The following is a 25,452-nucleotide window of genomic DNA, read 5'->3' as shown; positions in this document are numbered from 1 at the left end:
TGCGTTTATGCTAAGTCCTCCAATCTCTCCAGATCACGCCAGAAGGGGTGAGGATCAAATTTTGCCCGCTGCCTTTGAATGACCACCAGTTCGGCATCAAATTGCGGTGTGATCTCCTGGTCGATGATCCGAATGATGTGGCCATAAACCCGTTTCCATGCGTTGGCACCCATTTTCTGGCGCATCCGAACAAGCGCCCAGTAAAGGCTGAAACATCGGTGCAAATCATCACCTGTTACAACGAAGGACCGGCAGCGAAAGCAAGCAAGAAACTTCTGGCAGTGCTCGCCATTCTTGGGCGCATACCCACCGTTCAAGGTATCCCGACAACGTGCTACCGGCGTATTTTGCGTCGGCAGGGCCGCGACCTTGCCATGATTCAGGAGTTCTTCGCTTCGGACCTCGCCCATGAGCCGCCAGTCTTTCTCGGCGTTTTCAGGGGCTTCCAGATAGTGATTGTCGGACACCTTCATGGTGTGGCCGCCGAGTCTTGCGGTCAGAAATGGATCCTGACCAGACAGGGTAAACAGTCGGTTCTCAAACGTCTTACGCAGGCGCATAACGCTGAGCTTCAGAAGTTTGCCGTCAGCATCGGTTACCTGATGCCGCTCGAGAAATGTCTTAATACGGAAGGTGAGTGTGCCTTGCGTCAGACGAACCATTTCACCGGTGTTTTGCCCGCTTCGGTGCTCAAAGACAAACAGGAAAGCCGGGGAGTTGCTCGCCTGACGTGGCGGGGCGTTTCGCTCGCGCACAAGATCAATGATGCGAGCCACGTCAGGCAGCGCTGAAACCATCGACTCAACGTCGGCGGCACGGCGTAGGCTCTGGATGTGCGTAGCGTTGCCGCGACGCTTGAAGCTGACGAGCACGTACCGGTCAGCCTTGATGGGATGAGGCTGAAGGCAGTCAGCCAGGAGTTCTAGCATGGGGGTCGGGTTGATGCCCGTTCGCGCAGCAATGGCCAGCAGACAGACGACAAGCTCCTCCGAGGCTAGCGGTCCACTTCCCTTTATAATCGCCTGCATATCGGCTTTCAGCGCCCGCAGAACGCTACGACGTTCTGACTCGCTCAGGGCGGTCTGGCCCTTCTTTGATCGGTTGGAATTCGGAAAGGGATTGCGCGGAAAAATGTCTTTGGCAATCCAGCCTGATTGTCCCATCGCAACTAGTACCGACTTGGTGCTCTGGTATCGGCCCTTCTGAGACACGAGGCTGCCACCTGATTGACGCACATGAGCAATGAAGTGGTCGATAAACTGCCGTTCAATATCATCCAGTCGCAGTTCGCGTCTCAGCGCGGAGGCCATCGTGGCACAGAACGGCAGAAAGGCTGCTAGCCCGACATTGTAGTAGCTGACGATTGTAACCACGCTGAGCGTTTTCCCACCACTTTCGACGCTGGTCTTGGCCAAGCGATCTATTGCCTGTTGAGCGGCATAGACCACGACATCACAGCCGTTTCCATAGTACTTGGTGAAATCCAGCTTACGATTGGTGCTCGCATTCTCGGGCAAGGATACGACCGTCTTTGTTGGAGGCAAGCTCGTGAGATCCAGCGTTTCGTCATTGGCAGCTTTGCCAGGGCGGGAGGCTGTAGATTGCAGTTTTTTTCTAGGCACCTCCAATCTCCCTGCTGATCAGATCGATTTCGCTTTGGTAGTCGTTCATCAGCGCATCCTCAAGCTCTGAGATACAGTGCAGGTATTTCTCGGTGGTAGTGACCGAGGCATGGCCGAGTCGGTCGCGCACGTAGAGCAAGGCATGGGTCTGAGCCTTGGATTGCATCATCGTGTACAGCGTATGCGTGGCGTAGGTGTGGCGCAGGATATGGACGTTGAGGTAAGGAATATCGGCAGCTTTCCCAGACTTCTTTACAATGCCCAAAAAAGCTGCCCCGTCGTTCGCGAAGGGTTGGCCGGATTCCGTCAGGAACAAAGCGGAATGGCGCTGTCCCGAAATGATCTCATGCTGATGGCGACGGTTCAGGACGTATTGCCATAGGGCTTCCATAACAGTGCGAGGTATGTCTATCCCTCTAGGCTGATTGCCCTTGATGGTCATGTCACGTGGATCAAGATTTACCCGGATGAATGATCGGTGCTTGGTGTAAGTAACTGGGTTGATCACGTATTTGAGCGGAAACGTAGCCAGTTCCTCACGGCGCAGTCCTGTCGTGAGTGCCAGCCGCATGATCAGCTTGTGCGTTGGGTTGGTGGTGGCATTCATGAGATCAATCGATTGATGCTTGCTTAGCACCCGAATTACGGTTCGTGGTGTCTTCAGCATAACGTCTGCGGTCGTACGCCTCCCTCCACTCGCGTCGACGTGAGCGAAAAAGCCTTTAGGTTGCCTCACTGTCACCGTTTCCATCGCATACGGAACAGTCGTCACCCAACCACAATTGGCAGCATACCGATAGAATGCGCAGAGAAGTCGTAGCCGAGCATTTACCGTTGCTGCGGAAAGGCTTCCACCCTCGGGACTTAGATTCCAGTCACGGTACTCCGCCAGGATCGTAGCTTCTCGATCATTGCCCACATCACGCCAGTCAATGCAATTCACCTCACACCAACCAAAGAACTGATACAACGCTTTCCCGTAAGTTATCCACGACTTCCTGGATTGAACCCTGCCACGCTTGACTAGGTGCGTTATACAAAAGTCCAGCGCCTCCTCAACAATCTTCCCCTCCCCGGAAATAAGGATTGGAAAGCCGGTGTAGCTTACGCTGTTTAGTTTGAACTTATTGGTGCTAAAGAAGAGGTTCATTTTGAGACTTTAACAAGATGTATCACTTTAGCAAGCGGTAATCATAACGACTCCTTGTGAATTACCTATTTACTGTGGATGCAGGCACCCAGGTAGAATTTCAAGGCAATGAGCAGGCCGCTCTCCCAATAGACCAAACTCTACTTGGTGATGTTCCCCTTACGCGACAACCCCAAACACTCGCCCTATCGCGGAGGTTAACGCCATCGCAAGGCTGCCCCAAAACATCACTCTTGCGGCAGCTTTTAACATCGGCGCGCCACCTACTCGAGCAGCGATGGCACCCAACAAAGCCAAAAAAAGCAATGAAAACAGCGCTACCAGAGGAGTCAATAATGATGATGGTGCCCACCAGGCGATCAATAGTGGCAATAACGCTCCCGTGGTAAAGGTCGCTGCTGATGAGAGGGCTGCTTGAAGCGGGCGCGCTTGACCAGTGTCGGTGATGCCAATCTCATCCCGTGCATGGGCACCTAAGGCATCGTTGCTCATGAGCTGTTCGGCAACTTGCCGCGCCAATTCAGGCGTCAAACCACGGGTTTCATAAATAGCGGCGAGCTCTTCCTGCTCTAGTTCGTAATGCTCTGCCAATGCTTTGCGTTCAATACTAAGGTCGGCGTGCTCAGTATCGGCTTGCGAGCTCACCGACACATACTCTCCAGCGGCCATCGACATAGCGCCAGCCACCAAGCCAGCAACGCCTGCCAGCATGATATCGCTCTGCGCTGTGCTTGCCGCTGCAACGCCGAGGATGAGGCTACTGGTGGACACAATGCCGTCGTTGGCGCCTAGCACTGCAGCACGAAGCCAGCCTGAACGGTGAGACCGATGATGCTCTGTATGGATCATGGAATTAATACCATCCTGAGTATACCTAATCGCTGACGTTTAAATGCGCTTAGCTCCTTTAGAGCCTAGCAGGTCTTAGACATGGGCGTTGGGCACTTGTTGTCTAGCCACTCGGCAATTTAAGTTTGTCCGGCTGACTTCCAGGAAAGAGGCAAAGTCATTGGTAAAGCGCCTATCTAGGTTGGATTAGGCGACGTTGAATGCCTGTTTGGCTTTCATTATGCAATCCGTGTAGGGTTATTAAACAGGCATTCAACGAAAGGAATTCCCATGCAACGCCGTTTACTGGTTACGTCAATAACCCTGGGCCTTTTCGGTGGTGCTGCCACCACTGCGCTGGCGGAGTCCACATCGCTGGAAGAGCAGCTCAAAGAGCTTGAGTCATTTCAGGTAATTGCTCATCGAGGCGCCAGCGGGCATGCGCCGGAAAGCACGATGGCGGCCTACGAACTGGCCCACGAGTGGGGCGTCGATTACTTGGAACTCGACGCTCAAATCACTTCGGACGGTGAGGTGGTGGTGTTTCATGACGACACTATCGGCCGCACCAGTGACGGCGAAGGCGAGATCAATGATTACACGCTGGAAGAACTCAAGGCTCTAGATACCGGCACGTGGTTCAATGAGCAAAACCCTGACAGTGCCGATACGGCCTTTGAAGGTGCGCAGATACTTACCCTTGAGGAGTTATTGGAGCACTTTGGGCACGATGCACGCTACTACATAGAAACCAAGTCGCCGCAGTTGAATCCCGGCCTGGAAGAGGCATTGGTAGCACTGCTGGAAGAGCACGATTTGATCGAGAGTGGTCGCGTTCTGGTGCAATCGTTTGAGCAAGATAGTTTGCTGAAAGTGCACGAATTAAACGAGAACATCCCGCTTATTCAACTGGTCTGGTATTACCCCAGCGAAGAAAAAAATGGGCGATTGGTGGAGTGGACGGACGTGACGCCGGGGCCAGAAGAGATCACCGATGGAGACTTCCAGGCAGTGGCGGATTATGCGGTCGGTTTGGGCACCAATTTCATTTACGAAGGCGAGGAAGTGATTGACGCTGACTTCATCCGTCAGGCGAACGACAACGGCCTGCCGGTCCATGTCTACACCATCAATGAAGCTGATGAAATGGAGCGTTTGATGGAAATGGGCGTCAACGGTCTTTTCACCAACTATTCTGATCGTCTGCTCGAACTCGTAGAGTAAGACCGCCTATAAACACTCAGCACGCCCAGCCTTGGCTGGGCGTTTTTGGTGAATCGCTTTACGCTCTGAAGTCAGCGGCCAGGTCGAGTTGCGCCACTACCTGCTCCACTCGTTTACGGTCGTCCCCTTGTAGTGCTTTAAGTGGTTGAGGCAAGCAGGGTTGGCTGACCTTGCCGGTTAACTCTGCAATGGTGGCGGCTACCCGCAAGCTGCCACCATATTCACGATAAAGCGCCCATAACGGCTCAAGCGCACTGGAAAGCGCATTGGCCTGCTGGGTATCTCCCGCTTGGGCAGCCCGAGTCAGTGCCAGTGCTGTGCGGGGATAGAGCCCGCCGATAACGGAGTACCACGCATCGCAGCCGGCGTTTAGCCCTGTAGCGGCGGCCGGGTCGCCGCTGATGCCTATGGTGACCTCTGAAGGAATGAGCGCACGCAGCCGCACCACACGCTCGCGCGCTTTCTCGCTATCATTCACTACTGGCGGGATCTTGATAGAGCGCACCTGTGGCAATTGAGCAATACGCCCGTGCAGCTCATCGCTGAAATCAAAATGGGTGGTGCCGGGATTGTCATACACGCATAGCGGAACACTCAATGAACGGCTGACGGTGGCATAGAGATCGTACACTTCATCGTCGGTCAGCTTTTGATAGGACACCGGTGCCAATAATAGCCCACTGGCACCGGCTTGCTGGGCACGTTCCGCATTAGCCAGCACATCGCGGGTACGTAATGCACCTATGCCTACGACTACAGGCACAGTCCCGGCGTTTGCGACACTGAGACTGGCCACACAGGCGCGCTCTGCAACGCTTAAATAGGGGTAGTTGCCGGTCGATCCCAGCACGCCAATGGAGTCCACACCAGCTGCGGCCAAGTGCTCCACTAAGTGAATAAACTCACGCTCTTGAATGCCGTGTTCGTTCATGGGAGTTAGCGGGAATGCACTCAAGCCGGTGAACATGGCGGATGATCCTTTTAGAATGGCAGAGGAAGATTTTCAAACGAACTTAATGAAATGAGTATCGCACAGACGCTTAGCCATTAAGTACAAGCTCTCATCAGCGCCGGAAAGTATAAGCCAATCAAAATGGACAAAGTTAATGAAAAAATAAAAAACAACCGCCACCAAGGGTAATCCCCCCATTTATAACCGGAGCGATAAGTAGAGTTGGTTAGGCCGCCATGGCCACCTTCTGTTTCGGTGTTATCCCACCCAATGCCATGTTCGGTCGCTCGTGGTTGTACGTCCAGAGCCAGTGTGTGGCAAAATCCTGTACTTCAGCGATCGAGTCGAAAAGATAATGGCTCAGCCAATCATAACGGACTGTTCGGTTGTAGCGTTCAATGTAGGCATTCTGCTGCGGCTTGCCAGGTTGAATGTGCATCAGCTCAATGCCGTTCTGCTTCGCCCAACGGGTTAGTTTGCCACTGATGTATTCCGGGCCGTTGTCGCATCGAATGGCCTTGGGTCGGCCACGCCATTCGATCAACTGGTTTAAGGAGCGTATCACGCGCTCTGCTGGCAGTGAGAAGTCTGCATCGATGATCAGGCCTTCACGGTTGTAATCATCGATCACGTTAAACAACCGGTACGTTCGGCCATCGGCCAACTGATCATGCATGAAGTCCATCGACCAGCAGTCGTTCAGAGCAGTGGGCACAACCAACGGCGCAGGCTTTTCACGCACCAATCGCTTTTTCGGCTTGATGCGTAAGTTCAGCTCCAATGCCCGGTAAATTCGGTAGATGCGCTTATGGTTCCAGCGAAAGCCCTTCACGTTGCGCAAATACAAGTAACACAGTCCAAAGCCCCAGTTACGCTGATTGTGGGTCAGGCGCACCAGCCAGTCAGCGATAACGGCGTTCTCATGGCTAAGCTTCGCCTGATAGCGGTAACAGGTTTCACTGATCCCGAAAACCTGACAAGCCAGCCGAATACTGCAGCAACCGGCCTCAACGACATTCTTTGCCATCTCGCGGCGTTGAGATGGCTTTACCACTTTCCCTCAAGGGCTTCCTGGCGCAAGTCTGCCTTCAACCGCTCTTCGGCATACATCTTCTTGAGGCGCTGGTTCTCGTCTTCCAACTCTTTGAGGCGCTTCATCATGGAGGTGTCCATACCACCGTACTTGGAACGCCATTTATAAAATGAGGCACTGCTCATACCATGCTCGCGACACAGTTCAGGGACAGGCACGCCAGACTCAGCCTGCTTCAAAATCGCCATGATCTGGCTGTCAGTAAAACGTGATTTGCGCATGTGAAATCTCCTGTTTTTTCAGGTTACAAAATTCCACTTATCAACGCGATTATTTTTCGGGAGGATTACCCAAGAACCTTCGCTCTTCTTTAACATAGCTACCTGTTATTTTTTTTGAATTGATGTAGTGTTTGTGTCCGTGCCGTATCGCTACGACACAGTTTTTTGGTGCCTATCCCTTAGTTAAACAAAGGGCACTGAATATAAAAAACAACGCCGATAGACCGCGAGGGAGAACACGTCATTAACTCATACACCGATAAAGTACAAGATAGAACTGCATCGTGCATGAACCTGGCGTTCATCAATCAACCAGTAAGATACCGCCCATGCCTTCACCTGTCTTGAGCGGTTCTCTCATGCGATTGGCGTTACTGGCAATGGTCACCCTCATGTTGCTGGTGATGCTCATTTTCACATGCACAAATGCCATCGCTCGAGAAGCCCCTCTTTTTTTAGTCGCCCATCCTGACGTCGCCACCCGCTGGTTGAATCGCGATACTACCCGCGCGATTTTTGCGATGCGTCAACGCACATGGCCGGATGGTCAAGCTGTCAGGGTTTACGTTTTAAATAACAGTGATTCCGTGCATGCTCGCTTCACCAAAGAGCAGTTAGCGGTATATCCGCACCAGCTTCAGCTAGCCTGGGATCGCATGGTCTTCTCGGGGACCGGCCAAGCCCCAGACCGCGTCGCTGACCAAGCAGAGATGCGCGAGCGCGTTGCCACGACACCCGGCGCCATAGGTTACCTTGAAAGGGAGTATCTGGATGATAGTATCCAAGTTATCTCAATGGAATGAGCATCGTACTGTTACCGCTCTGTTAGGCATTGCCATATTAGGGGTGCCTACCCACGCCCATAGTAATGAAAACGTTATGGATACCCTGCAGATGCATGGCTTTCTTAGTCAGGCATTAGTCGTTACTGATGATAACAATTTTTTTGGTCCCAGCAGCCAAGATGAAGGTAGTTCCGAGTTCACCGAAATCGGTCTCAACGTCTCATTACGCCCTCATCAGGATGTGTTACTGGCCGCACAAATGCTAAGCCGACGTGCAGGTGGCGATAGCAGCGACGCTTATCCAGAGCTCGACTATGGCCTTATTGATTACCAAATGGTTTCCGATCAGCAGCGCACTTTTGGTATTCAGCTAGGCAGGATTAAAAATCCGTTTGGGTTCTATAATCAAACACGCGATGTGGCGTTTACACGCCCTAGCATACTGTTACCTCAATCACTTTATTTTGACCGGACTCGTTCATTGGCTCTAACAGGAGATGGAGTAACGTTATATCTGGAAGAGCGATTGGATAACGGCGTTATAAGAGGTCAGCTTGGTTTAGGAAAACCCCAGGCAGATAAAGACCTAAATCAGACGCTTCGGTTGCATCGTATACGGGGCTCTTTCGATCCGCAGCAATCTGCTATTGCACAAGTACGCTATGAGCATGATGCAGGACGTATCGTTGCGGCTCTCAGCCATGCCAATGTCAGATCCCAAATAGATACCTATTCCCCCAACGTGAGTGATGGAGATTTTTATTTCAGGCCCTGGGTTTTTTCGTTGCAGTACAATCAAGAACTCTGGAGTGTAACGGCCGAGTATGCACTGCGCCACTCAGGGTTAAAAAATTTCAATCAACCGGCTTTAAATTTCGATACGACCGGTGAAAGTTGGTATGTGCAGTATACGCGGCGCTTTTATAACGATTGGCAGTGGCTAATCCGTTATGACAGCTTAGTCAGTAACCGTGATGATGCTTCTGGTAAAGCCTTTGAAGCTAGTGGTCTGGGACCTGCTCACTCTCAGTTTGCAGATGATTTAACCTTTGGCTTGCAGTGGACGCCGCATCCTCAGGTAATGCTGGCAGGCGAATACCATCATGTGGATGGTACTGGTTGGCTGCCTGCTCAGGACAACCCGGATCCATCAGCGACCAGCCGACGCTGGAACATGTGGTTGTTCCAGTTATCGCTGCGTTTCTGATCTATTACTGATCCTGGCTAGGATACTACTGCGATGAAGATACCCGCCCTTTTTCAAACCCCACAGCGCCTTAGTCTGACCTGGCGTGTTATCGCATTGAGTAGCCTACTGCTTTTAGCATTAGTTAGCCTATTTACTTGGCTGGGCCACGAGAAACTCACCCGCCAGTTTCAGGAAAGCCGAAGCCAGCATCATGAACGTCAACAGCGTGAAATTCATTTAGCGTTAACGCGTTCCTCCGAGAATTTACGTCAATTAGCCGGATTGACCGCTGCTTCAGCAAGTTTAGGCTCACCTTTACAAGCAGGAAATACCATTGATGTGGAGCAAGCGCTGGATTCACAGTGGCCTGCACTCCAGCTTGAGGCGGGAATCGATGAGATTCTAATCGTTAATTCTCGTGGTCAAGTCTTGGGCAAATGGGGCTCCGGAGATGCAGAAGCACAGCTACCTATACTCAGTTGGGTGCAACGAGTCATGAATACCGAACGGCCACTAACCACGCTCCGCTGTGCCGTTAGCTGCCAACAATTTGCTGCAGTGCCGGTACTGGTAGAGGGGGAAAGTGTTGGCATGGTCTTGCTATCCCGCTCATTAGCGGATGTCACTCGGCAGGCGAAAGAAGTCTCTGGCAGCGAAGTCGCGTTACTGGTCACAGGCGCTGTTGAAGACAGTGAAGGCCGTAATGTAACGGCTCAACGACAACTGAAGGCATGGAATGGGCATCTGCTCGCACTTACCAATGAAGAACAAAGCCTGGCACCGTTACAGCGAGCAGCAGAAGCCGCGCCAGTGGACCGCCTGATAGAAGCACCGATACGCTTTGAGCATACTGGCCGGCATGTGGAGCTTAGCGCCGCACGCATGGTGGAGAGCAGCGAGCGCAACGATAATGGTTACTTCCTGCTGATATCGGATATTACCAGCCAAATTAATGCCATCCATAACGATACACGCACCCTATTGTTCGTTGGTGTGCTTGGCTGGATTGCCGCTGAATTACTACTGCTCGTCATACTGCTTGGCCCCATGGCACGGCTGCGAAGAGTCGCAGGCTTGCTACCCATACTGGCGAGTGGGCAATTTAGCGATATACGCTCCGCCCTTCCCAATCACCGCCATCGCATTGCAGACGAGATAGATATACTCGAAGTCACCACGCTTGAGCTTTCTCATCAACTTGAAAGGTTGGAAAGCGAAGTACAAGAGCGCGGCAAACAGTTAGCTGAGCGTATTGATGAGCTGGCCAATGAGCGTGATTTCGTCAATAGCTTACTGGATACCGCCCAGGTATTTATCGTTGCCCAAGACAGCGCAGGACGCATCAGCCTCGTCAATGAGTACACCCAATTGATGTTAGGAATAAAGGAGGCTTCCCTGCTTGGGCGCAATTTTGCAGATGTCTTCGAGGCTGGTGTCTTTACAGCGAATACTGTTGATCTTCCTCAACAAGAAGAGAAAACGCTGCGCACCCCTGATCATCATCTGCACACTATCGCTTGGTATCATGCGCCTTTGCATACAGGTAACGAGGAACCGGTATCGCGCATTTCCGTTGGCCTCGATATCACCGAACGCAAGGCCGCCGAAGCGCGGCTAACTTGGCTTGCCGAGCGAGACCCGCTGACCGAGCTATACAACCGGCGCTACTTCCAACATGCACTGCAAATCGCCATTGAACGCTCTGCCACTGCAAAAGGGGCGGTACTGCTGCTGGACTTAGATCAGTTTAAAGAGGTTAACGAGCTGAGCGGCCACCATGTGGGCGACAAACTGTTGCGTGAAGTGGCCGATACACTTTTCCATAAGCTAGGCCGCCGTGGCGTCATCGCCCGCTTAGGGGGTGACGAATTTTCGCTGCTACTCGAAGATACCAATGCCGACCAAGCAGTAACAGTCGCGCAATATATCGTTCAGCTGCTAGACGATATCGGCTTTGTGGTCGGAGAGCGGCGGCATCGCGTGACGGCAAGTATTGGTATTGCGCTGTTCCCCACCCATGGCAATACACCTGCCGATCTGATGGCGAGCGCTGATGTGGCTATGTACAAAGCGAAAGAGAGTGGTCTTCAGCACTGGCACCTTCTTTCTAAAGCTGAAAATGCCAAAGATGAGCTGCAGGATCGCGTCTACTGGGTTGAGCGGATACGCAGTGCGCTTGAAGAAGACAGTTTTGAGCTAATGGTTCAACCTATCATTAGGCTAGAAGACCAAGACATAAAACATTACGAAGTACTGCTGCGAATGCGCAACGCAGATGGCAGCCTGGTTTCTCCCGCACACTTTATTCCTATCGCCGAACAGAGCGGTCAAATCGTGTTGATTGATCGTTGGGTAGTGCGGCACAGCTTAAAAGCCCTCAGCCAACTGCAGGATCGAGGCATTACGTTTGCAGTTAACCTTTCCGGCCAGTCCTTGCATGATGAGGGGCTAAAGCAATATCTAGCCGAGGAAATAACCACCAGCGGCGCTGACCCCCACCATTTAATACTGGAAGTGACAGAGACCGCAGCGGTTACCGATTTCTCTGCTGCACGCGGTGTATTACAAGCCGTACGCAGCCTAGGGTGTCGTACCGCTCTGGATGACTTTGGTGTTGGTTTTAGTAGCTTTCACTACCTTGGGCAGTTACCCGTTGATTACATTAAGATAGACGGCTCTTTTATTCGCAGTTTGTTAATTAGCCCTGACAGTCGCGTTATCGTTCGCGCAATAGCGGATATAGCCAAAGGATTTGGTAAGCAAACTATTGCCGAGTTCGTTGACCAAGAAGCATTGCTGCCTATATTAAAGGGCTACGGAATAACGTATGGGCAGGGGTACCATTTAGGTAAGCCTACCAAGCTTACCGAAGATTTTTTTGGAATAAATTACTTATAATAGAAGCAGTTTAAATGTCACTCTTTGACTAAAAGGATAGCGCGTGATGTCATCACCTCGTATAGCAAAAAACAGGGAAGCACCTTCAGTATTACTGGAAAGGTTTATTCAAGATTTTAAATTTAAACTGTGTATCACTGAGCAGGAAAAGCATAAAGTTTACCGTTTAAGGCATGACGTTTACTGCGAAGAGCTGCAATATGAAGAACCGACCGACCCTTACAACAAGCTCGAATATGATATCCATGATCAAAACTCTATTCATTGCTTGATTGAACATCGCAGAACCGGCCTAGTGGCCGGATGTGTGCGAGTCGTCATTCCAAAGCCTTCTAGCCCTCAGCCGCTAAACCAGCTTCCTTTACAGACGTATGGCAGCCAAAGCCTAACTCATCCGGAATTCCATCCCGAAAAGCTGGCTATAAATAGTTACTATGAGATTTCTCGCCTTGCCGTTAATCCTCTATTCAGAGCAAAAGCAAAAGAAAAAGACATTTTAGCAAACACAAGCGCTATTACCTGTTTTTCCGTAGAGGAAAGGCAGCTATTTCCATTACTGGCAAGCGGGCTATTCATTACAGGTTATTCGTTAGGAAAGCAGCTAGGTAAAATACAGGTTTTTGCCATGATGGAACCTAGCCTGCCTCGGCTTCTCGCGCTAACAGGGTTTCACTTCACCAAAGTAGGAGAAACTATTAACTTTCATGGTAGAAGAAGCGCCTACTATATAGATAAGCAAAAAGCAGAAAGTGGTTTAAAGAAAACGTTGCTACCCTTATATTTGCACATTCAACAAACTCTCGCCCCTCAGTTAGAAGAATTGCTGGCCCAAGAAACCAGCATTTCTCTTACCATGTAAATAAAAATGCCTATTATAAACATAGAGCCTAGGCTTCGGCGGTTGAGCTCCCACGATCATCCAAAGCGTTCGAACGCTTAAAATCATTAACCGTAACGCTGGTAAATTTCTCCAAGAAAAATACTAGCGTTTCAGGATATCGAAAGCGCTCTACAAAGCGCTCTTGACCTTCTTGCGAACGCCGCGTCACGCTTGCTTGATAGCCGCTGTTAGATTTTGTCACTTTAACGCTATTTTCTCGAGCACCATCACTGGTAACAGCGGTTAGGGAAGAATTACTCGTTAGTAAGGCATCAAGCTGCTGGGCAGCCGTGTGTTCTTCTTCAGTCGCCCATAGAGGTTGATCGCGATCCCCGTAGTGGTAAAGCATAATTACCAACATGACGGAAAAAATACTGCTGGTAAGCATCCAGGTTAATAAAACGCTCGATAGCGGTGTGGTGAGCATTACAACTAACTGAAGCACGATACCCACCGCTAGTATGCCCGCCAACGGCCTCCACATACGCGGGTTCATAAACCGCCGCTTCAGGGTATACCCCCACAGCCCAATCACAGCTAATGCGCCCACCAGCAAATACACGGGAGAGAGCAGTGTCCCGCCACCTGCTAATAAGGCGATGACACCGATGATAAGCATCACTGTGTAGAAAGCTGCTAATAGGCGGTAAGCGCGGTCTAGATTCATCAGTCAATCTCCATGCTCAATGGCCGGTGTCATGAGTGGTGTACCGGCCTTTGTTTTTATCGGCTATGGTTCTCGTCATACTTTATGCAGTATAGGCAATGTTGTGACTTCTACACGCCACGCCGCGCCAATGATTTAATTTAAATTTGCATTAAAGCCCCTGGGCGCCCCGACGCAGCCAATCATGCACAAATGCCAGCTTGCGACGAGCGTTTTCAGAAAGCACAAAGGGATAGAGGTCCGGCAAGCCCATAGAGCGGTTAACATGATTAACGCCCACGGTGAGCGCCGCTGCCACGTAAATCAAGCGATCAGCATCTGGCTCCGCATAAGGCTCCCACTGATGACTGGGCAGCTCTGGTGAAGAGAGATCGGATGCTGCAAAGCTATCGGCAATATCGGTTAAATGCAGCAAGTGAGCAGCCGTCTCGGCCCAATCCTCATGGGGGTGTGCAGATGCGTAAGTGGTTAAATAACGCTCTTTCCAATCGGGGGGCGGTCCGTTTTGATAGTGGTGCTGGAGCGCGGCGGTGTAATCCTGGCGCTCGTCACCAAACATTTCCCGGAAAGCGGCAAGAAAATCTTCACGCAAGCTAAGCCGCCACCAAAGCATATGCGATATTTCATGGCGCATGTGGCCAATCATGGTGCGATAAGGCTCTTCTAACGCCTCACGCCGCGTTGTCACCAGAACAGGATCTACCTCGGCCACGCTGATGGTGACGACACCTTCAATGTGCCCCATGGGCACGGGCTTTTTGCCTTCCGCTAGAAGATGAAAAACCGGCGGCGCGCCTGGGTCTTCGGGACGGAACCAGTGCCAGCGGCCCAGGTTATCCAGCACCCAGCGCTTCGCCGCTTCAGTTTGGGCCCAGTTCGGAATCGCGTTAGGAAGACTGGGGTCGGGCGCCAGCGCAGTCATCGCACAAGAGCGGCAAAAAGCGCCCTGTTCGGGGGCTATCCAATTACAGCCGATGATGTCTCGATTAATACAGAACGGCGGCATAGGCACAAAAGCCCGGGCCTGGGGATCATAGGCGACGGGGACACCGTCAGCCGTCGTAAGATTGTCGAACCAAAGAGAGCCGGAGCCGACGGGGTTAGCAAATACGCGCATGCGGTGGAGCTCCTGAAAACGAGGAAAAGAGATCATCAAATAAACCGTTGAGCTTTCTCTTCTCCAAAATCCTAATAAAAAGTGTGCTGCGCTTATTTCTTCGTTGCAATACTGTTCATTTCAAAGCCATTTCATTTCAATGCTACTTCATTTCAAAACCACGCTTGATCAAGAAATCACGCATATGTGGGCGCAGCTTGGTATCGAAAAGTGGCATAAGATTATGTGACCAATCGGTATCTTTATTACTGCTGCTACGGGCTTGGTAGTAAGCCTGCATGGTGGCATCAAAACGTTTCACCTGCTCACCGTCTTCAGTGTAGTAGTCTTCTTTAAGAATCGCTTCCACTGGTAGGCGCGGTTTCACTTCAGGATCATGCTCTGGGTAGCCAAGACACATACCAAACACGGGGTAAACATGCTCAGGTAGGCGTAATAGATCACTAATTGCTTGGGGATTATTACGTATGCCGCCGATATAGCAGATACCCAGCCCTTCAGATTCAGCCGCCACTGCAACGTTTTGCGCCATCAGCGCCGTATCTACCGTCGCCACTAACAGTTGTTCAGTCATGCCGCGCACTACGTTCGCACCAGTCTGCTCAGATGCCTCAGTAGGGCGTTTCATATCGGCGCAAAACACTAAAAAGTCGGCACAGGTAGCAATGTATCCTTGCCCACCCGCCAGTTCTGCAATCTGTTCGCGATTAGCCTGATTTTTAACATGGATAACGGTATACGCCTGGACATGGCTGGACGTAGCAGCGCCCTGTCCGGCCTGGATAAGCTCAATTAGCAACTCCCGTGGGATCTGGCGGTCGCTGAATTTACGGATCGAACGGTGGGATTTAAGCAACTCAATAACGTCGTTCATGGTACCTCGTCTTGGCATATTGACTGTCACTAGTAGCGCTAGAACTACCTAGCATAACCCTCTTATCCTATCGGCTATGCCGAAACCTCACCAGTTTCTGCCAGCATCGAATGCCAATCGCTCTTCTGCTGGTGGCTATAGCATAGCTACCTTTTAAATGCCCTCTTTTTAGTGCCGTGACTCTGATTCTCTTTGTTGTTTCTTGCTCCAGCGCTCCAGCAGTAGGTACACCATGCACGCCAGCGCCAGAGGAAACAAAAAATAGAGGGCGCGATAACCGATCAAAGCAGCGAGAATCTCGCTCTTAGCCACTTGATGTTGCAACAAAGCGATGAACACAGCTTCAAGCACACCCAGGCCTGCGGGAATATGAGTCACCACACCCGCAATACTGCTGACAAGAAGAATCCCGAGGATAGTAGGATAGAAAACGCCCTGGGGTAGCAGTAGGTAGACAAGCGCGGCCATCAAGGACCAATTAATCGCGCCCAGCAACATCTGAAGCAGAGCTAGTCGTAGCGAAGGGAGAACGATTTCATGACCCCGCCATTGCCAGGTGCGTCGCCGTGAATAACAACACGCTGACAGATAGAAAAGGCAAACAAGCAATAACCCCGCCCCAATAACCTGCAACCCTAGCGTGCCAACTTGCCAGTGCTCAGGCAACTCAATCAGCCTAAGCGTAAATAGCGTCCCGGCAAGTAGCATATAGCCCAGCCAATTGGTGGTTAAGCTCACACTCAGCACACGCGTCACGGTCGCCACTTTAAGGCCAAACTTTGTGTATAGTCGATAGCGCAAGGCAATGCCGCCAACCCAGGCGCCCAGATTGAGGTTAAAGGCGTAGCATACGAAGGCTAACGGCAGCACCTGCTTGATAGGCAGCTCATGGCCGGTATAAAACTTGCCCAGCAGATCGTAACTGCTGAAGACGGCAAAGCTTGCGGCAGTAATGCCAAGCCCCATCATGACCAGGGCGGGACTATAGCCGCGCAGCGTTTCGATAACGGCCTGCCAGTCCATATTCTGGACCAGTGAAAATAACAAGATCGCGACCACCATAAAGAGCAGCAAAGTGACGCCGTGCTTCAGCCAACGACCCCAGGCACTGCGCAGTTTAGCGCTCGCTTTTTTGCTGTTTGACTGCATCCGGCTCACTCCTGTGCACGCTTGTGCTTCCGCGACCTCGGCGCCAACGTTTCCATTCGAGCCACATGAGCGGGTAACCAGCCCATTCGCCTAGGGAAATGACGCAGGAAATGAAAACTCGCGAACATAAGCGGCGCCCGCCACCAACGACCTTTTTCCGCGGCTTCGGTTGTTATCCTCTTACAACTGCTCTCGATAAGCTCAGATAGGTGTTGATGGATCTGTTGGTTGAGCCCAACGTCGCGAACGAATAGATTGGCTTCCAGGTTCAGTGACAGGCTGAGTGGATCAAGATTGCTTGATCCCACCGTTGACCATTCATGATCAACGATCGCGATCTTTCCATGTAAAGGATGCTCGGTATACTCAAAAATGCTAATGCCCTGCTGCAACATATAGCTGTAAAGCGAGCTGGAGAACATTCTAGCCCAGGGCATATCAGGGCGGCCCTGCAAAATCAGCGTGACGTTAACGCCCCGTCGCGCTGCGTTTCGCAATTCATGAAAGAGACGATAACTGGGAAAGAAATAGGCATTGGCAATGACTAGATGTGACTGCGCCGAACGAAATGCTTGGAGATAATGCTCTTCGATATCATTACGATGAAGGCTGTTATCACGAATAGCCAGCCTTATAGCGGCGCTGCCAGTGGGGGGAGGCAACGCCCGGATCTGCGGTAGTTCCTGTACCGCCTGATGCTCTACCAGAAGCGCTCCAGCAGCATCACGAATGTCCTTTACAATCGGGCCCCTTACTCGCAAGCCATAATCTTGCTTGCCCATGGCATATTTATCGGGCAGGTGATCGGCGCCGAAGTTGATACCGCCGATAAAAGCCACATCGCCATCCACCACGACGATCTTACGGTGAAGACGGCGAAACAGGTTAGTACGCATACCGAACAAGCGCGGTTTGGGGTCATAAACATGCAGGTGAATACCAGCGTCTGTCAGCTCTGTTATATACTCGTTGTCCAGATCCGCCGTCCCATAGCCGTCTACCGTGACGTCTATACGTACTTGCCTAGCGGCAGCGTCGAGTAGGGCCTCCTTTAGCTCCCGCCCCACTTCATCGTTGAAAATGATGAAGGTTTCAATCAACACTTCTTCGCGAGCCGAACGAATGCAGTCAAATACGCTATTAAAATACTGACTTCCATTGATTAGTAATTCGGCTTCGTTACTTTCCGTCCATTGGAAATTCACAAGCATATCTCGGCAATGAGGGGGACATGATCCGACAGGTGAGTCCAGGGCTTTCGAGACAATGCGCGGGGGTTACGCACTGAAACGTTACGCACATAGATACGATCAAGACGCAGCAGCGGCCAGCGCGCCGGAAACGACTTCGCTGGGTGACCATAATGGTGCACGAATGCTTCAAACAGCCCACATTCCGCCAGCACATGGTCTGCCTGACGCCGCCAGTCATTGAAGTCTCCTGCCACAATAACCGGCTCGTCATTTGGTAGGGTGTCGAGCAGTTCACACAGTAGCTTCATTTGCGCTAAGCGATGCCCTTGCCGTAGCCCGAGATGAACGCAAACGGCATGTACTCCACTGTGGCCAGGCACATCCAATTGGCAATGCAGCAGGCCACGTTTTTCGGTGTCCTGAATGGAGACATCCTTATTGTCGTACTGCAGTATCGGGTAGTGGGATAACAGCGCGTTGCCATGATCGCCATTTGGGTAAACAGCGTTACGACCATAGGCAAAGTCTGGCCATAACGTGTCAGCGAGGTATTCGTACTGGGGCACGCTGGGCCAGTCATGAAAGCGAACTGCATGTTTTCGGTGCTCACCTATCACCTCCTGGAGAAAGACCAAGTCTGCGGATAGGGTCGTTACCGCCTCACGTAGTTCCGGCAGGATATGACGTCGATTAAATACATTGAATCCCTTGTGCACATTGAGCGTCATGACCTGTAACGACGAGACAGGCGTAATAAGGCGTGACTGTTTTGTTGCAGACTCCTTAGCTGCAGACTGTTCCTTGGCACTCACCTAATACTCCCTTTCCGCTCCATGACATGGCCCACTTGGCAAACCATCAAGAAAAAGCGTAGCAGGAGAGCCTGGGTCTTGCCTTTTACCGGCCTCTTCTTGGTGCCAATGGCAACCGCTGGAGAGCTACGCGACAGAACAAATTACAACAAATGTATTATCGCCCCGCGTATACCGCGTTGATCAATCCATAATTTGCCTAACGTAATGGGAAGCTTAAACCGACGCTTTCCCGCCGCACCTGGATTAAAGAGCAACTTTCCTGACTGGGTTTCGTTGCGAGGTTTGTGAGAATGGCCGTGCAGAACGGCATCGTATGGGAGCGATGGGTCAAAATCCGCTAAACGATGAACAAGGTGCAGATGACGGCCATTGACCATAATGTCCTGATGCACCGGCAAGCTCCCCGCCCATGTTGCCGTGTCGATATTGCCCTGCACGCAGTGAACCGGCGCCAGAGCTTCCAGGTGTTCCAAGATCGCTTTGTCCTCTTCTTTGTTGCCCACGTCTCCCAAGTGCAGTATTAGCTCGCACCCCTGCAGCAGAACAAGTGCTTCATCACGCAACAACCCGTGAGTATCGGCAATAAGTCCGACGGGAGAAGCAATGTTGTAACTCGGCATTGATGAGTTCATTAATACGGTTTTCTCGCTTTTTTGAACTTTGTTGTAGTAACAATTTCGTCGCTTTTATTGATAGAACGCTACGTAACATTACTTAAATAGATCATATTTTTAAATAAGCGGAAATGTCGTGATGTCATTGTTTTAGATTTTTATCTATCTAATAGATTAAGCAACAGCAAGCTATACTATGATGGCTATCATTATATGACTGCCCCTTGATGGAATGATAACGACGCCAGGAAGCCGACATGACCAATATTTCTCCAAACGCACCCGGGCAAAAGTGGAACGCCAACGGCTACGCCAAGAATGCTGATTTTGTACCTAAGCTAGGCAGCGAAGTCGTCAAGCTGTTAGCGCCTCAACCCGGCGAACGCATTTTGGATCTTGGCTGTGGCGATGGCGCGCTGACAGAGCGCTTAGTGCAATTAGGGGCTGATGTACTAGGGATCGATGCCTCAGAAGAGATGGTGGAGGCAGCACGACGGCGCGGGATTACCGCACGCGTGGTCGATGGCCATCAGTTGCCCTTTGATCATGAATTTGACGCCGTGTTTAGCAACGCGGCGCTGCACTGGATGCTTGGCCCTCAGGCTGTTTTGGCAGGGGTTAAGCGGGCGTTGAAGCCAGGGGGCCGGTTTGTGGCCGAGTTTGGTGGCCATGGCAATGTCGCCGCTATTTGCACCGCCCTGATTGCAGCCTTGCAGTTCCGTGGCATTAGTGCGCGCGGACGCCATCCCTGGTACTTTCCTACCACACATGAGTACGGCCATAGACTGGAAACCGTAGGTTTCAAAGTAGAAAGCATTGAGCTGATTCCTCGCCCCACTCCCTTGCCTACGGGCATGATTGGATGGCTTGAAACGTTTGCCAGCCCGTTTTTACATGGGCTTGATGAAGATGTGCGGGAGGCCGTGCTGGAAAATACCTTAACGCTTTTAGGCCACAGCCTACGGGATGCGCAAGGAAACTGGACAGCCGATTATGTACGTCTGCGCGTTTCAGCCTGGGCATAAAACCTGACAAGCTTCTAAATAAAAAAGCCCCCGATATCAATATGAACCCTGACAACGAGAGATTAAAAAGTACTTTTAATGATAGTTCAGTCAGCGCTAAAAAGTCCTCACCTCTGAGCAGTACTGACGGTGCCCCCTAAAAATCAACTCCCGACAAACCTGCCGCGACTAAGAGCCAAGCTGTCCAGCACGATCAAACTGAAGCGTAAACGGGTGATAGGAGCCTTGTTGTTATCTGCATGCCTAATGGTACTGGGCACATACGCTACAAGCGGGATCACGGCGAACTTGAAAATGCCGCCATTGTCCGCTTAAACCGTCAAAAGTGGACAGCCCCTGGTGAGCAGTGCCTGCGCCGCTTAGTAGTTTGAAGGCTTCAACCGCTTGAAAGCTGCCGATCAAGCCTACCAGTGGCGCCATGACCCCACTCTCTGCGCAACTAAGAGCTTCGTCACCACTGTCATCGGGTGGATATAAGCAAGCGTAGCAAGGACACTCGGCATTGCGAGGGTCAAAGACGGCCAGTTGGCCTGAAAAACGAATGGCTGCGCCGGAAATCAATGGAACGCCGGCCTTTTGTGACGCCGCATTGACAGCATAACGGCTTGAAAAACGGTCGGTACAATCCAGTACCACGTCCGCTGAAGCCACTAAGCGCTCAAGCGCTGCGCCTTCTACATGCTGGTCTATCGCCACGATGTCACAGTACGGATTAAGCGCTTGCATGCTGGCCTGGGCGGATCGGGCTTTATTTACTCCTACGCTTGCCTGCTGATGGGCAATTTGGCGTTGAAGATTAGAAAGTTCGACGTGATCGGCATCCGCGATGGTGATCCGCCCTACCCCAGCAGCCGCTAAATAAAGCGCCGCTGGCGAGCCCAAGCCACCTGCCCCAATAATCACGGCGTGAGCAGATAGCAGGCGCTCTTGGCCCTCTATATCCACTTCGGGCAGCATGATTTGACGGCTATAGCGCAGCAGCGCCTGATCATCCATCATCGGCTTATTTATCCTCAAATTCCTCGAAGGCGGGGATGTGCAAATTGAAGCTCTCTTTCACCTCTTCCATCACCACATAACTTTTTGACTCTTTCACCCCAGGAAGCGTTAACACCACATCGCCCAACAGTTGGCGATAGGCCGACATTTCGGGAATACGGCACTTTAAAATGTAGTCGAACTGACCTGATACTAAATGACACTCTTGAATCTGGGGTAGTTTCTCGACCGCGCGGCGGAATTCATCAAATACGGCGGGCGATTGTGTTTCTAAACTGATTTCGACAAAGACTAATAAATTGGCCTTCAAGGCACGCGGATCGAGAATTGCCTGATAGCCACGGATAATGCCAGCCTTCTCCAAGCGCTTGACCCGCTCAAGACAAGGGGTTGTGGATAACCCTACTTCCGAGGCCAAATCAACATACGAAATACGCGCATTGTCCTGCAAGCAGTGCAGGATTTTAAGATCGATACGGTCCAGCGTTCTATTTTTAGGTTTCATGCCAGAGTCCTTAATGCCAAAGTCCTTAATGCCAAAGTCCTTCAAGCCAGAGCCCTTCATGCGAGCCCCATGCTAAGGGTTGTACTAAATGGCGCTGAGTGGGCAGACCACTTATATACAAATTCTAATCAAACAGTTAGTTATTAAAGTAGCCTCTCAACATCAGTGCTTGAGGATTTGCAGCGGTTGTTGATGTTAGCGCTGTCGTTTTAACCCGTTAAGTTTAAGTGGCTGTTATTAGGCGGCCTAGGGTAACCCGTTCATGGCCTCCCAGGTCACGCACGCTTTCAACGTTCTGGTAGCCAGCACTGCTCAGTGCCCTGCGTACCTTCTCCGCCTGTGTATAACCGTGTTCAAGCAACAGCCAGCCGGACGCTGTCAAATAGTGCCGAGCGGACTGCACCAAGTGCAACAAATCCGCCATGCCATCAGCGTTTGCAACCAGCGCCGAGCGAGGCTCAAAACGCACATCGCCTTCGGCAAGGTGAGGGTCATCGGCAGCAATATAAGGCGGGTTACTAACGATAATATCGAAAAGCGTACCGGCCTTAGCATCGCTTTCCAGCACGCCGAACCAATCACTCAACAGAAAATGGGCGTTGGTAATACCCAAGGCTTTCGCGTTGTTTGCTGCCAGCTCGACCGCCTCATCGCGCACATCGACGCCTAGCACTTGCCAATCGGGCTGCTCACTGGCAAACGCCAGCGCAATGGCGCCAGTGCCGGTTCCAAGGTCAAGCAGACGGCCAGTGGGCAAAGTTGCTCGACTAAGCGCAAGCTCAACTAACGTTTCAGTATCGGGACGAGGAATTAACGTATTGGGAGAGGTCGCTAAGCGCAGCCCCCAGAATTCACGCTCGCCGGTTAGGTAGGCCACTGGCGTGCCCTGGGCACGTGCGCCAATGAGCGCATCGAAGCGCGAATGCTCCTGTGAGGAACACATTTTATCGCCCCAGGTGTAAAGCCATGTACGATCCCGCTCAAGCACATGGCACATCAGCACTTCCGCATCCACACGCGGCGAGGTAGACCCCGCCGCCTGTAACCGTTGTGCCGCCTGTTTCAACAGCGCATCAAGCGACATTAGACGTCCTGAAGGGCTGAAAGCTGTTCCGCTTGATACTCGTGAATCAGCGGATTAATCACATCGTCCAACTGCTCGCCACTGACCACTTCATTCAGTTTATACAGGGTCAAGTTAATGCGATGATCGGTGATGCGACCTTGCGGGAAATTGTAGGTGCGGATGCGCTCGCTGCGATCCCCCGAGCCCACCAGCGAGCGGCGGGCATCGGCTTGCTCCTGACGCTGGGAATCTACCGCATTGCGTTTGAGCTTGGCTGCCAGCAGCGACATCGCCTTGGCACGGTTTTTATGCTGGCTGCGCTCTTCCTGGCATTCCACTACCACGCCGGTAGGCAGGTGAGTAATGCGGATCGCAGAGTCCGTGGTGTTAACGTGCTGGCCACCGGCACCACTGGAGCGGTAGGTGTCCACGCGCAGATCCGAAGGGTTAATATCGATATCGCCAACGTCCTCGACTTCTGGCATGACCGCGACGGTGCAGGCAGACGTGTGAATACGGCCCTGAGATTCGGTCGCCGGTACGCGCTGAACCCGGTGGGCGCCGGATTCAAATTTTAGCTGGGCGTAAACACCATCGCCCTTCACCCGGGAGATGATCTCTTTGTAACCGCCCTGCTCACCGTGGCTGGCGCTGACGATTTCAACCCGCCAACCGCGCTTTTCCGCATAGCGCGAATACATGCGGAACAGATCACCGGCAAAGATAGCAGCCTCGTCGCCGCCGGTTCCTGCGCGTACTTCTAAAAACACCCCACGCCCATCGTCAGGGTCTTTCGGCACCAGCAGACGCTTAAGCTCGATATCTAATTCTTCTAACCGCTCACGCCCTTCGCTCAGTTCCATCTCCGCCAATTCGCGCATGTCAGCGTCGCTGTCGCGGCTAAGCTGCTCGGCTTCATGCATATTGGTTTCGATGTCACGATAGCGCTGCCACGCGGCCACCAGCTCCTCTAACTCGGAGTATTCTCGTGAGTAGTCGCGAAAGCGCTGCTGGTTATTGATCACTTCAGGATCAGACAGCAGCATCGCCAGCTCTTCAAAGCGTTCTGTAAAGCTGTCTAAGCGTTGGCGCAAAGTCTCTTTCATGCGGGCGTATCATCCTTCTGGCGTTTAACCGGGGGCGCTGGCGTGGTTTCAAAGGCTGGTTTTATGGGCAACAGCAGGCGCGGCGCGGCATTCAGCAACTCGTGGTGCTCTTCTGATGCGGCATCACGTATGGCTTGAGTCGGCTGGTGCAACAGGCGATTGGTCAATTGATGCGCCAAGCGCTCAATGACTTTAGCAGGGTCTTCACCGCGCGCCAGCCGCTCTAACGCTTGATCGCGTGAAAGATCACGCAGCGCCTCGCCATGCTGACGATAGTCGCGAATCAACTCTCCGCCGTTGCGAATGCGTCGCTCATGCTGCCAACTGCCCACCCCGTGTTCAATCAACGACTCGGCTTGATCGGCGGCGACTTGGCGATGGCGGCGGTTCTCTTGAATCACCTCTTCCAGATCGTCAACGGTATAGAGGAATACATCGGCCAACTCGCCCACTTCGGGTTCGATATCACGCGGCACGGCGATATCGACCATAAATACCGGCCGATGACGACGCTTCTTGAGCGCCCGCTCCACCATCCCTTTACCGAGGATAGGCAGCGGGGCCGCGGTGGAAGAGATGACGATATCGGCATGCTCAAGGGCTTCAGGAATTTCTTGCAGGGTAATCGCCGTACCCCCCAAGGGGCCTGCCACGAGCTCGGCACGTTCGCGGGTGCGATTGGCGACAGTAAGCTGGCGAACACCGGCTTCGTGTAAATGCCGAGCGACCAGTTCGATGGTTTCACCAGCGCCAATAAGTAACGCACGTGAACGGCTAAAATCATCAAAAATGCGGCTGGCCATACTGACCGCCGCGTAGGCCACTGAGACAGGGTTTTTGCCAATACCCGTTTCGGTACGTACCTGTTTGGCCACCGCAAAGGTGTGCTGGAACAGGCGTTCAAGCTCACCGCCCAACCCTTTCGACTCGCGCGCCTGTTGATAGGCATCTTTCAACTGGCCCAGAATCTGCGGCTCGCCCAACACCATGGAATCCAGGCCAACCGCTACGCGCATTAAATGGCGCGCCGCATCGTTGTCTAGATAGTGGTAGGCACAGCGGGTCAGCTCATCGACGCGTAAGTTATGAAAGCGTCCGAGCCAATTGAGTACCGCCTGCTCGCCAGCCGCATCCGTGACGCAGTAAAGCTCCGTGCGGTTGCAGGTCGATAGCACCGCCGCTTCACTAATTTGTGGCAGATTGCGTAATTCAGCCAGCGCAGTGTCAAGCTGCGCGGGCGAAAAAGCCACCTGCTCACGCACGGCCACGCTGGCGGTACGATGATTTATTCCCAGGGCAAGAAGCGTCATGCGTTATGCGTCTTCGCTAGTGTGTCGGACTTTCGCCGACCGCCGGTCTTAAAGCGGCCGCACCGTCAATTAGGGCTTGCTCAAACAAGTCTTTGGTGTGGTTCAAGCGCTGCCTATAAAATAGGCATAAAGATTGCTGACCACTTTTTCAAGGAGGAACATTCTATCAC

23 protein-coding genes are annotated in these 25,452 nt (G+C 52.1%); 6 read left to right on the top strand and 17 right to left on the bottom strand.

The features are described 5' to 3' along the window. Positions 1-5 precede the first annotated feature (5 nt). The 3 genes from KO116_RS07345 to KO116_RS07335 all read right to left on the bottom strand — a co-directional run bounded on the left by KO116_RS07345 (position 6) and on the right by KO116_RS07335 (position 3,621). Positions 6-1,622 carry a hypothetical protein gene (locus tag KO116_RS07345; protein ID WP_035560183.1) on the bottom strand — a complete coding sequence of 539 codons (1,617 nt, stop codon included), beginning with the start codon at positions 1,620-1,622 and terminating at the stop codon, positions 6-8. After that, complete coding sequence (locus KO116_RS25715; protein WP_235272520.1) at positions 1,615-2,229, bottom strand: tyrosine-type recombinase/integrase; 615 nt, start codon at positions 2,227-2,229, stop codon at positions 1,615-1,617. Before KO116_RS25715 ends, KO116_RS07345 begins: the two co-directional genes overlap by 8 nt. Before the next feature lie 702 nt (positions 2,230-2,931). Further along, positions 2,932-3,621 (bottom strand): VIT1/CCC1 transporter family protein, encoded by a 690-nt coding sequence (locus KO116_RS07335; RefSeq protein WP_035560177.1) that lies wholly within the window; start codon positions 3,619-3,621, stop codon positions 2,932-2,934. Positions 3,622-3,891: 270 nt separating this feature from the next. Here KO116_RS07335 and KO116_RS07330 point away from each other — a divergent pair, with 270 nt between their 5' ends. Beyond that, the gene (locus KO116_RS07330) at positions 3,892-4,824 is read left to right on the top strand and encodes a glycerophosphodiester phosphodiesterase family protein (RefSeq protein WP_035560173.1); all 933 of its coding nucleotides are present in this window, start codon (positions 3,892-3,894) and stop codon (positions 4,822-4,824) included. 58 nt (positions 4,825-4,882) lie between these two features. Here KO116_RS07330 and KO116_RS07325 read toward each other — a convergent pair whose 3' ends face one another. Further along, positions 4,883-5,791, bottom strand: coding sequence for a dihydrodipicolinate synthase family protein (locus KO116_RS07325; protein ID WP_035560171.1), 909 nt, complete (start codon positions 5,789-5,791; stop codon positions 4,883-4,885). 211 nt (positions 5,792-6,002) lie between these two features. Next, positions 6,003-7,090 (bottom strand): IS3 family transposase gene (locus KO116_RS07320; RefSeq protein ID WP_144408567.1). Its coding sequence is split into 2 segments (ribosomal slippage): positions 6,003-6,835 and positions 6,835-7,090, totalling 1,089 coding nucleotides; the frame shifts between segments, so codons are not numbered across the junction. A 329-nt stretch (positions 7,091-7,419) separates the two neighbouring features. Here KO116_RS07320 and KO116_RS07310 point away from each other — a divergent pair. The 4 genes from KO116_RS07310 (at position 7,420) to KO116_RS07295 (ending at position 12,821) form a co-directional block, all read left to right on the top strand. Then, positions 7,420-7,893 carry a hypothetical protein gene (locus KO116_RS07310; RefSeq protein ID WP_200897134.1) on the top strand — a complete coding sequence of 158 codons (474 nt, stop codon included), beginning with the start codon at positions 7,420-7,422 and terminating at the stop codon, positions 7,891-7,893. A 76-nt stretch (positions 7,894-7,969) separates the two neighbouring features. Further along, entirely contained in the window at positions 7,970-9,082 is a 1,113-nt protein-coding gene (locus KO116_RS07305; protein WP_035560162.1) for a hypothetical protein, read from the top strand. A 33-nt stretch (positions 9,083-9,115) separates the two neighbouring features. Next, the gene (locus KO116_RS07300; RefSeq protein WP_035560158.1) at positions 9,116-11,962 is read left to right on the top strand and encodes a bifunctional diguanylate cyclase/phosphodiesterase; all 2,847 of its coding nucleotides are present in this window, start codon (positions 9,116-9,118) and stop codon (positions 11,960-11,962) included. A 46-nt stretch (positions 11,963-12,008) separates the two neighbouring features. Then, on the top strand, positions 12,009-12,821 hold the full coding sequence (locus tag KO116_RS07295) for a PEP-CTERM/exosortase system-associated acyltransferase (protein WP_035560153.1): 813 nt from the start codon (positions 12,009-12,011) through the stop codon (positions 12,819-12,821). A 28-nt stretch (positions 12,822-12,849) separates the two neighbouring features. Here the strand turns inward: KO116_RS07295 and KO116_RS07290 are convergent, their stop codons facing one another. From KO116_RS07290 to KO116_RS07260, 7 genes are all read right to left on the bottom strand, one after another. Continuing rightward, entirely contained in the window at positions 12,850-13,509 is a 660-nt protein-coding gene (locus tag KO116_RS07290; RefSeq protein WP_035560150.1) for a hypothetical protein, read from the bottom strand. 151 nt (positions 13,510-13,660) lie between these two features. Next, positions 13,661-14,626 (bottom strand): zinc-binding metallopeptidase family protein, encoded by a 966-nt coding sequence (locus KO116_RS07285; RefSeq protein WP_035560148.1) that lies wholly within the window; start codon positions 14,624-14,626, stop codon positions 13,661-13,663. A gap of 142 nt (positions 14,627-14,768) precedes the next feature. Beyond that, complete coding sequence (gene nfsA / locus KO116_RS07280; protein ID WP_035560145.1) at positions 14,769-15,500, bottom strand: oxygen-insensitive NADPH nitroreductase; 732 nt, start codon at positions 15,498-15,500, stop codon at positions 14,769-14,771. A gap of 168 nt (positions 15,501-15,668) precedes the next feature. Continuing rightward, a complete protein-coding gene (locus tag KO116_RS07275; protein ID WP_045812091.1) occupies positions 15,669-16,649 on the bottom strand; it encodes a lysylphosphatidylglycerol synthase domain-containing protein in 981 nt (326 codons plus the stop codon). 5 nt (positions 16,650-16,654) lie between these two features. Continuing rightward, positions 16,655-17,860 carry a cardiolipin synthase ClsB gene (gene clsB, locus KO116_RS07270; RefSeq protein WP_144408566.1) on the bottom strand — a complete coding sequence of 402 codons (1,206 nt, stop codon included), beginning with the start codon at positions 17,858-17,860 and terminating at the stop codon, positions 16,655-16,657. After that, positions 17,851-18,654 carry an endonuclease/exonuclease/phosphatase family protein gene (locus tag KO116_RS07265; protein WP_035560142.1) on the bottom strand — a complete coding sequence of 268 codons (804 nt, stop codon included), beginning with the start codon at positions 18,652-18,654 and terminating at the stop codon, positions 17,851-17,853. The genes clsB and KO116_RS07265 overlap by 10 nt, the downstream gene beginning before the upstream one ends. Positions 18,655-18,797: 143 nt before the next feature. Next, entirely contained in the window at positions 18,798-19,277 is a 480-nt protein-coding gene (locus KO116_RS07260) for a metallophosphoesterase family protein (protein WP_035560138.1), read from the bottom strand. Between the two features lie 251 nt (positions 19,278-19,528). Here KO116_RS07260 and KO116_RS07255 point away from each other — a divergent pair, with 251 nt between their 5' ends. Then, positions 19,529-20,296 carry a class I SAM-dependent methyltransferase gene (locus tag KO116_RS07255; RefSeq protein ID WP_035560136.1) on the top strand — a complete coding sequence of 256 codons (768 nt, stop codon included), beginning with the start codon at positions 19,529-19,531 and terminating at the stop codon, positions 20,294-20,296. Positions 20,297-20,539: 243 nt separating this feature from the next. Here KO116_RS07255 and KO116_RS07250 read toward each other — a convergent pair whose 3' ends face one another. From KO116_RS07250 to hemA, 5 genes are all read right to left on the bottom strand, one after another. After that, entirely contained in the window at positions 20,540-21,295 is a 756-nt protein-coding gene (locus tag KO116_RS07250) for a HesA/MoeB/ThiF family protein (RefSeq protein WP_035560133.1), read from the bottom strand. A 4-nt stretch (positions 21,296-21,299) separates the two neighbouring features. Further along, the gene (locus KO116_RS07245) at positions 21,300-21,800 is read right to left on the bottom strand and encodes an Lrp/AsnC ligand binding domain-containing protein (protein WP_035560378.1); all 501 of its coding nucleotides are present in this window, start codon (positions 21,798-21,800) and stop codon (positions 21,300-21,302) included. 223 nt (positions 21,801-22,023) lie between these two features. Beyond that, positions 22,024-22,884, bottom strand: a complete 861-nt coding sequence (prmC, locus tag KO116_RS07240) for a peptide chain release factor N(5)-glutamine methyltransferase (protein WP_035560130.1) — start codon at positions 22,882-22,884, stop codon at positions 22,024-22,026. Continuing rightward, positions 22,884-23,972, bottom strand: a complete 1,089-nt coding sequence (gene prfA / locus KO116_RS07235; protein ID WP_035560128.1) for a peptide chain release factor 1 — start codon at positions 23,970-23,972, stop codon at positions 22,884-22,886. Before prfA ends, prmC begins: the two co-directional genes overlap by 1 nt. Then, complete coding sequence (gene hemA / locus KO116_RS07230; protein WP_035560125.1) at positions 23,969-25,282, bottom strand: glutamyl-tRNA reductase; 1,314 nt, start codon at positions 25,280-25,282, stop codon at positions 23,969-23,971. The genes prfA and hemA overlap by 4 nt, the downstream gene beginning before the upstream one ends. Positions 25,283-25,452 lie beyond the last annotated feature (170 nt).

It is taken from the genome of Halomonas sp. KO116 (genome assembly GCF_000734975.2).
Lineage (GTDB): Bacteria > Pseudomonadota > Gammaproteobacteria > Pseudomonadales > Halomonadaceae > Vreelandella > Vreelandella glaciei.
The sequence above is the reverse complement of the archived record's forward strand: the minus strand, read 5'-3'. Positions and strand labels throughout refer to the sequence as shown.

What these genes read in the sequence shown, in the direction of transcription:
- KO116_RS25715 (WP_235272520.1), bottom strand. Translation starts at nt 2,229, where the DNA reads ATGAATGCCACCACCAACCCAACGCACAAGCTGATCATGCGGCTGGCA.
- KO116_RS07335 (WP_035560177.1), bottom strand. Translation starts at nt 3,621, where the DNA reads ATGATCCATACAGAGCATCATCGGTCTCACCGTTCAGGCTGGCTTCGT.
- KO116_RS07330 (WP_035560173.1), top strand. Translation starts at nt 3,892, where the DNA reads ATGCAACGCCGTTTACTGGTTACGTCAATAACCCTGGGCCTTTTCGGT.
- KO116_RS07325 (WP_035560171.1), bottom strand. Translation starts at nt 5,791, where the DNA reads ATGTTCACCGGCTTGAGTGCATTCCCGCTAACTCCCATGAACGAACAC.
- KO116_RS07310 (WP_200897134.1), top strand. Translation starts at nt 7,420, where the DNA reads ATGCCTTCACCTGTCTTGAGCGGTTCTCTCATGCGATTGGCGTTACTG.
- KO116_RS07305 (WP_035560162.1), top strand. Translation starts at nt 7,970, where the DNA reads ATGGATACCCTGCAGATGCATGGCTTTCTTAGTCAGGCATTAGTCGTT.
- KO116_RS07300 (WP_035560158.1), top strand. Translation starts at nt 9,116, where the DNA reads ATGAAGATACCCGCCCTTTTTCAAACCCCACAGCGCCTTAGTCTGACC.
- KO116_RS07295 (WP_035560153.1), top strand. Translation starts at nt 12,009, where the DNA reads ATGTCATCACCTCGTATAGCAAAAAACAGGGAAGCACCTTCAGTATTA.
- KO116_RS07290 (WP_035560150.1), bottom strand. Translation starts at nt 13,509, where the DNA reads ATGAATCTAGACCGCGCTTACCGCCTATTAGCAGCTTTCTACACAGTG.
- KO116_RS07285 (WP_035560148.1), bottom strand. Translation starts at nt 14,626, where the DNA reads ATGCGCGTATTTGCTAACCCCGTCGGCTCCGGCTCTCTTTGGTTCGAC.
- nfsA (WP_035560145.1), bottom strand. Translation starts at nt 15,500, where the DNA reads ATGAACGACGTTATTGAGTTGCTTAAATCCCACCGTTCGATCCGTAAA.
- KO116_RS07275 (WP_045812091.1), bottom strand. Translation starts at nt 16,649, where the DNA reads ATGCAGTCAAACAGCAAAAAAGCGAGCGCTAAACTGCGCAGTGCCTGG.
- clsB (WP_144408566.1), bottom strand. Translation starts at nt 17,860, where the DNA reads ATGCTTGTGAATTTCCAATGGACGGAAAGTAACGAAGCCGAATTACTA.
- KO116_RS07260 (WP_035560138.1), bottom strand. Translation starts at nt 19,277, where the DNA reads ATGCCGAGTTACAACATTGCTTCTCCCGTCGGACTTATTGCCGATACT.
- KO116_RS07255 (WP_035560136.1), top strand. Translation starts at nt 19,529, where the DNA reads ATGACCAATATTTCTCCAAACGCACCCGGGCAAAAGTGGAACGCCAAC.
- KO116_RS07250 (WP_035560133.1), bottom strand. Translation starts at nt 21,295, where the DNA reads ATGATGGATGATCAGGCGCTGCTGCGCTATAGCCGTCAAATCATGCTG.
- KO116_RS07245 (WP_035560378.1), bottom strand. Translation starts at nt 21,800, where the DNA reads ATGAAACCTAAAAATAGAACGCTGGACCGTATCGATCTTAAAATCCTG.
- prmC (WP_035560130.1), bottom strand. Translation starts at nt 22,884, where the DNA reads ATGTCGCTTGATGCGCTGTTGAAACAGGCGGCACAACGGTTACAGGCG.
- prfA (WP_035560128.1), bottom strand. Translation starts at nt 23,972, where the DNA reads ATGAAAGAGACTTTGCGCCAACGCTTAGACAGCTTTACAGAACGCTTT.
- hemA (WP_035560125.1), bottom strand. Translation starts at nt 25,282, where the DNA reads ATGACGCTTCTTGCCCTGGGAATAAATCATCGTACCGCCAGCGTGGCC.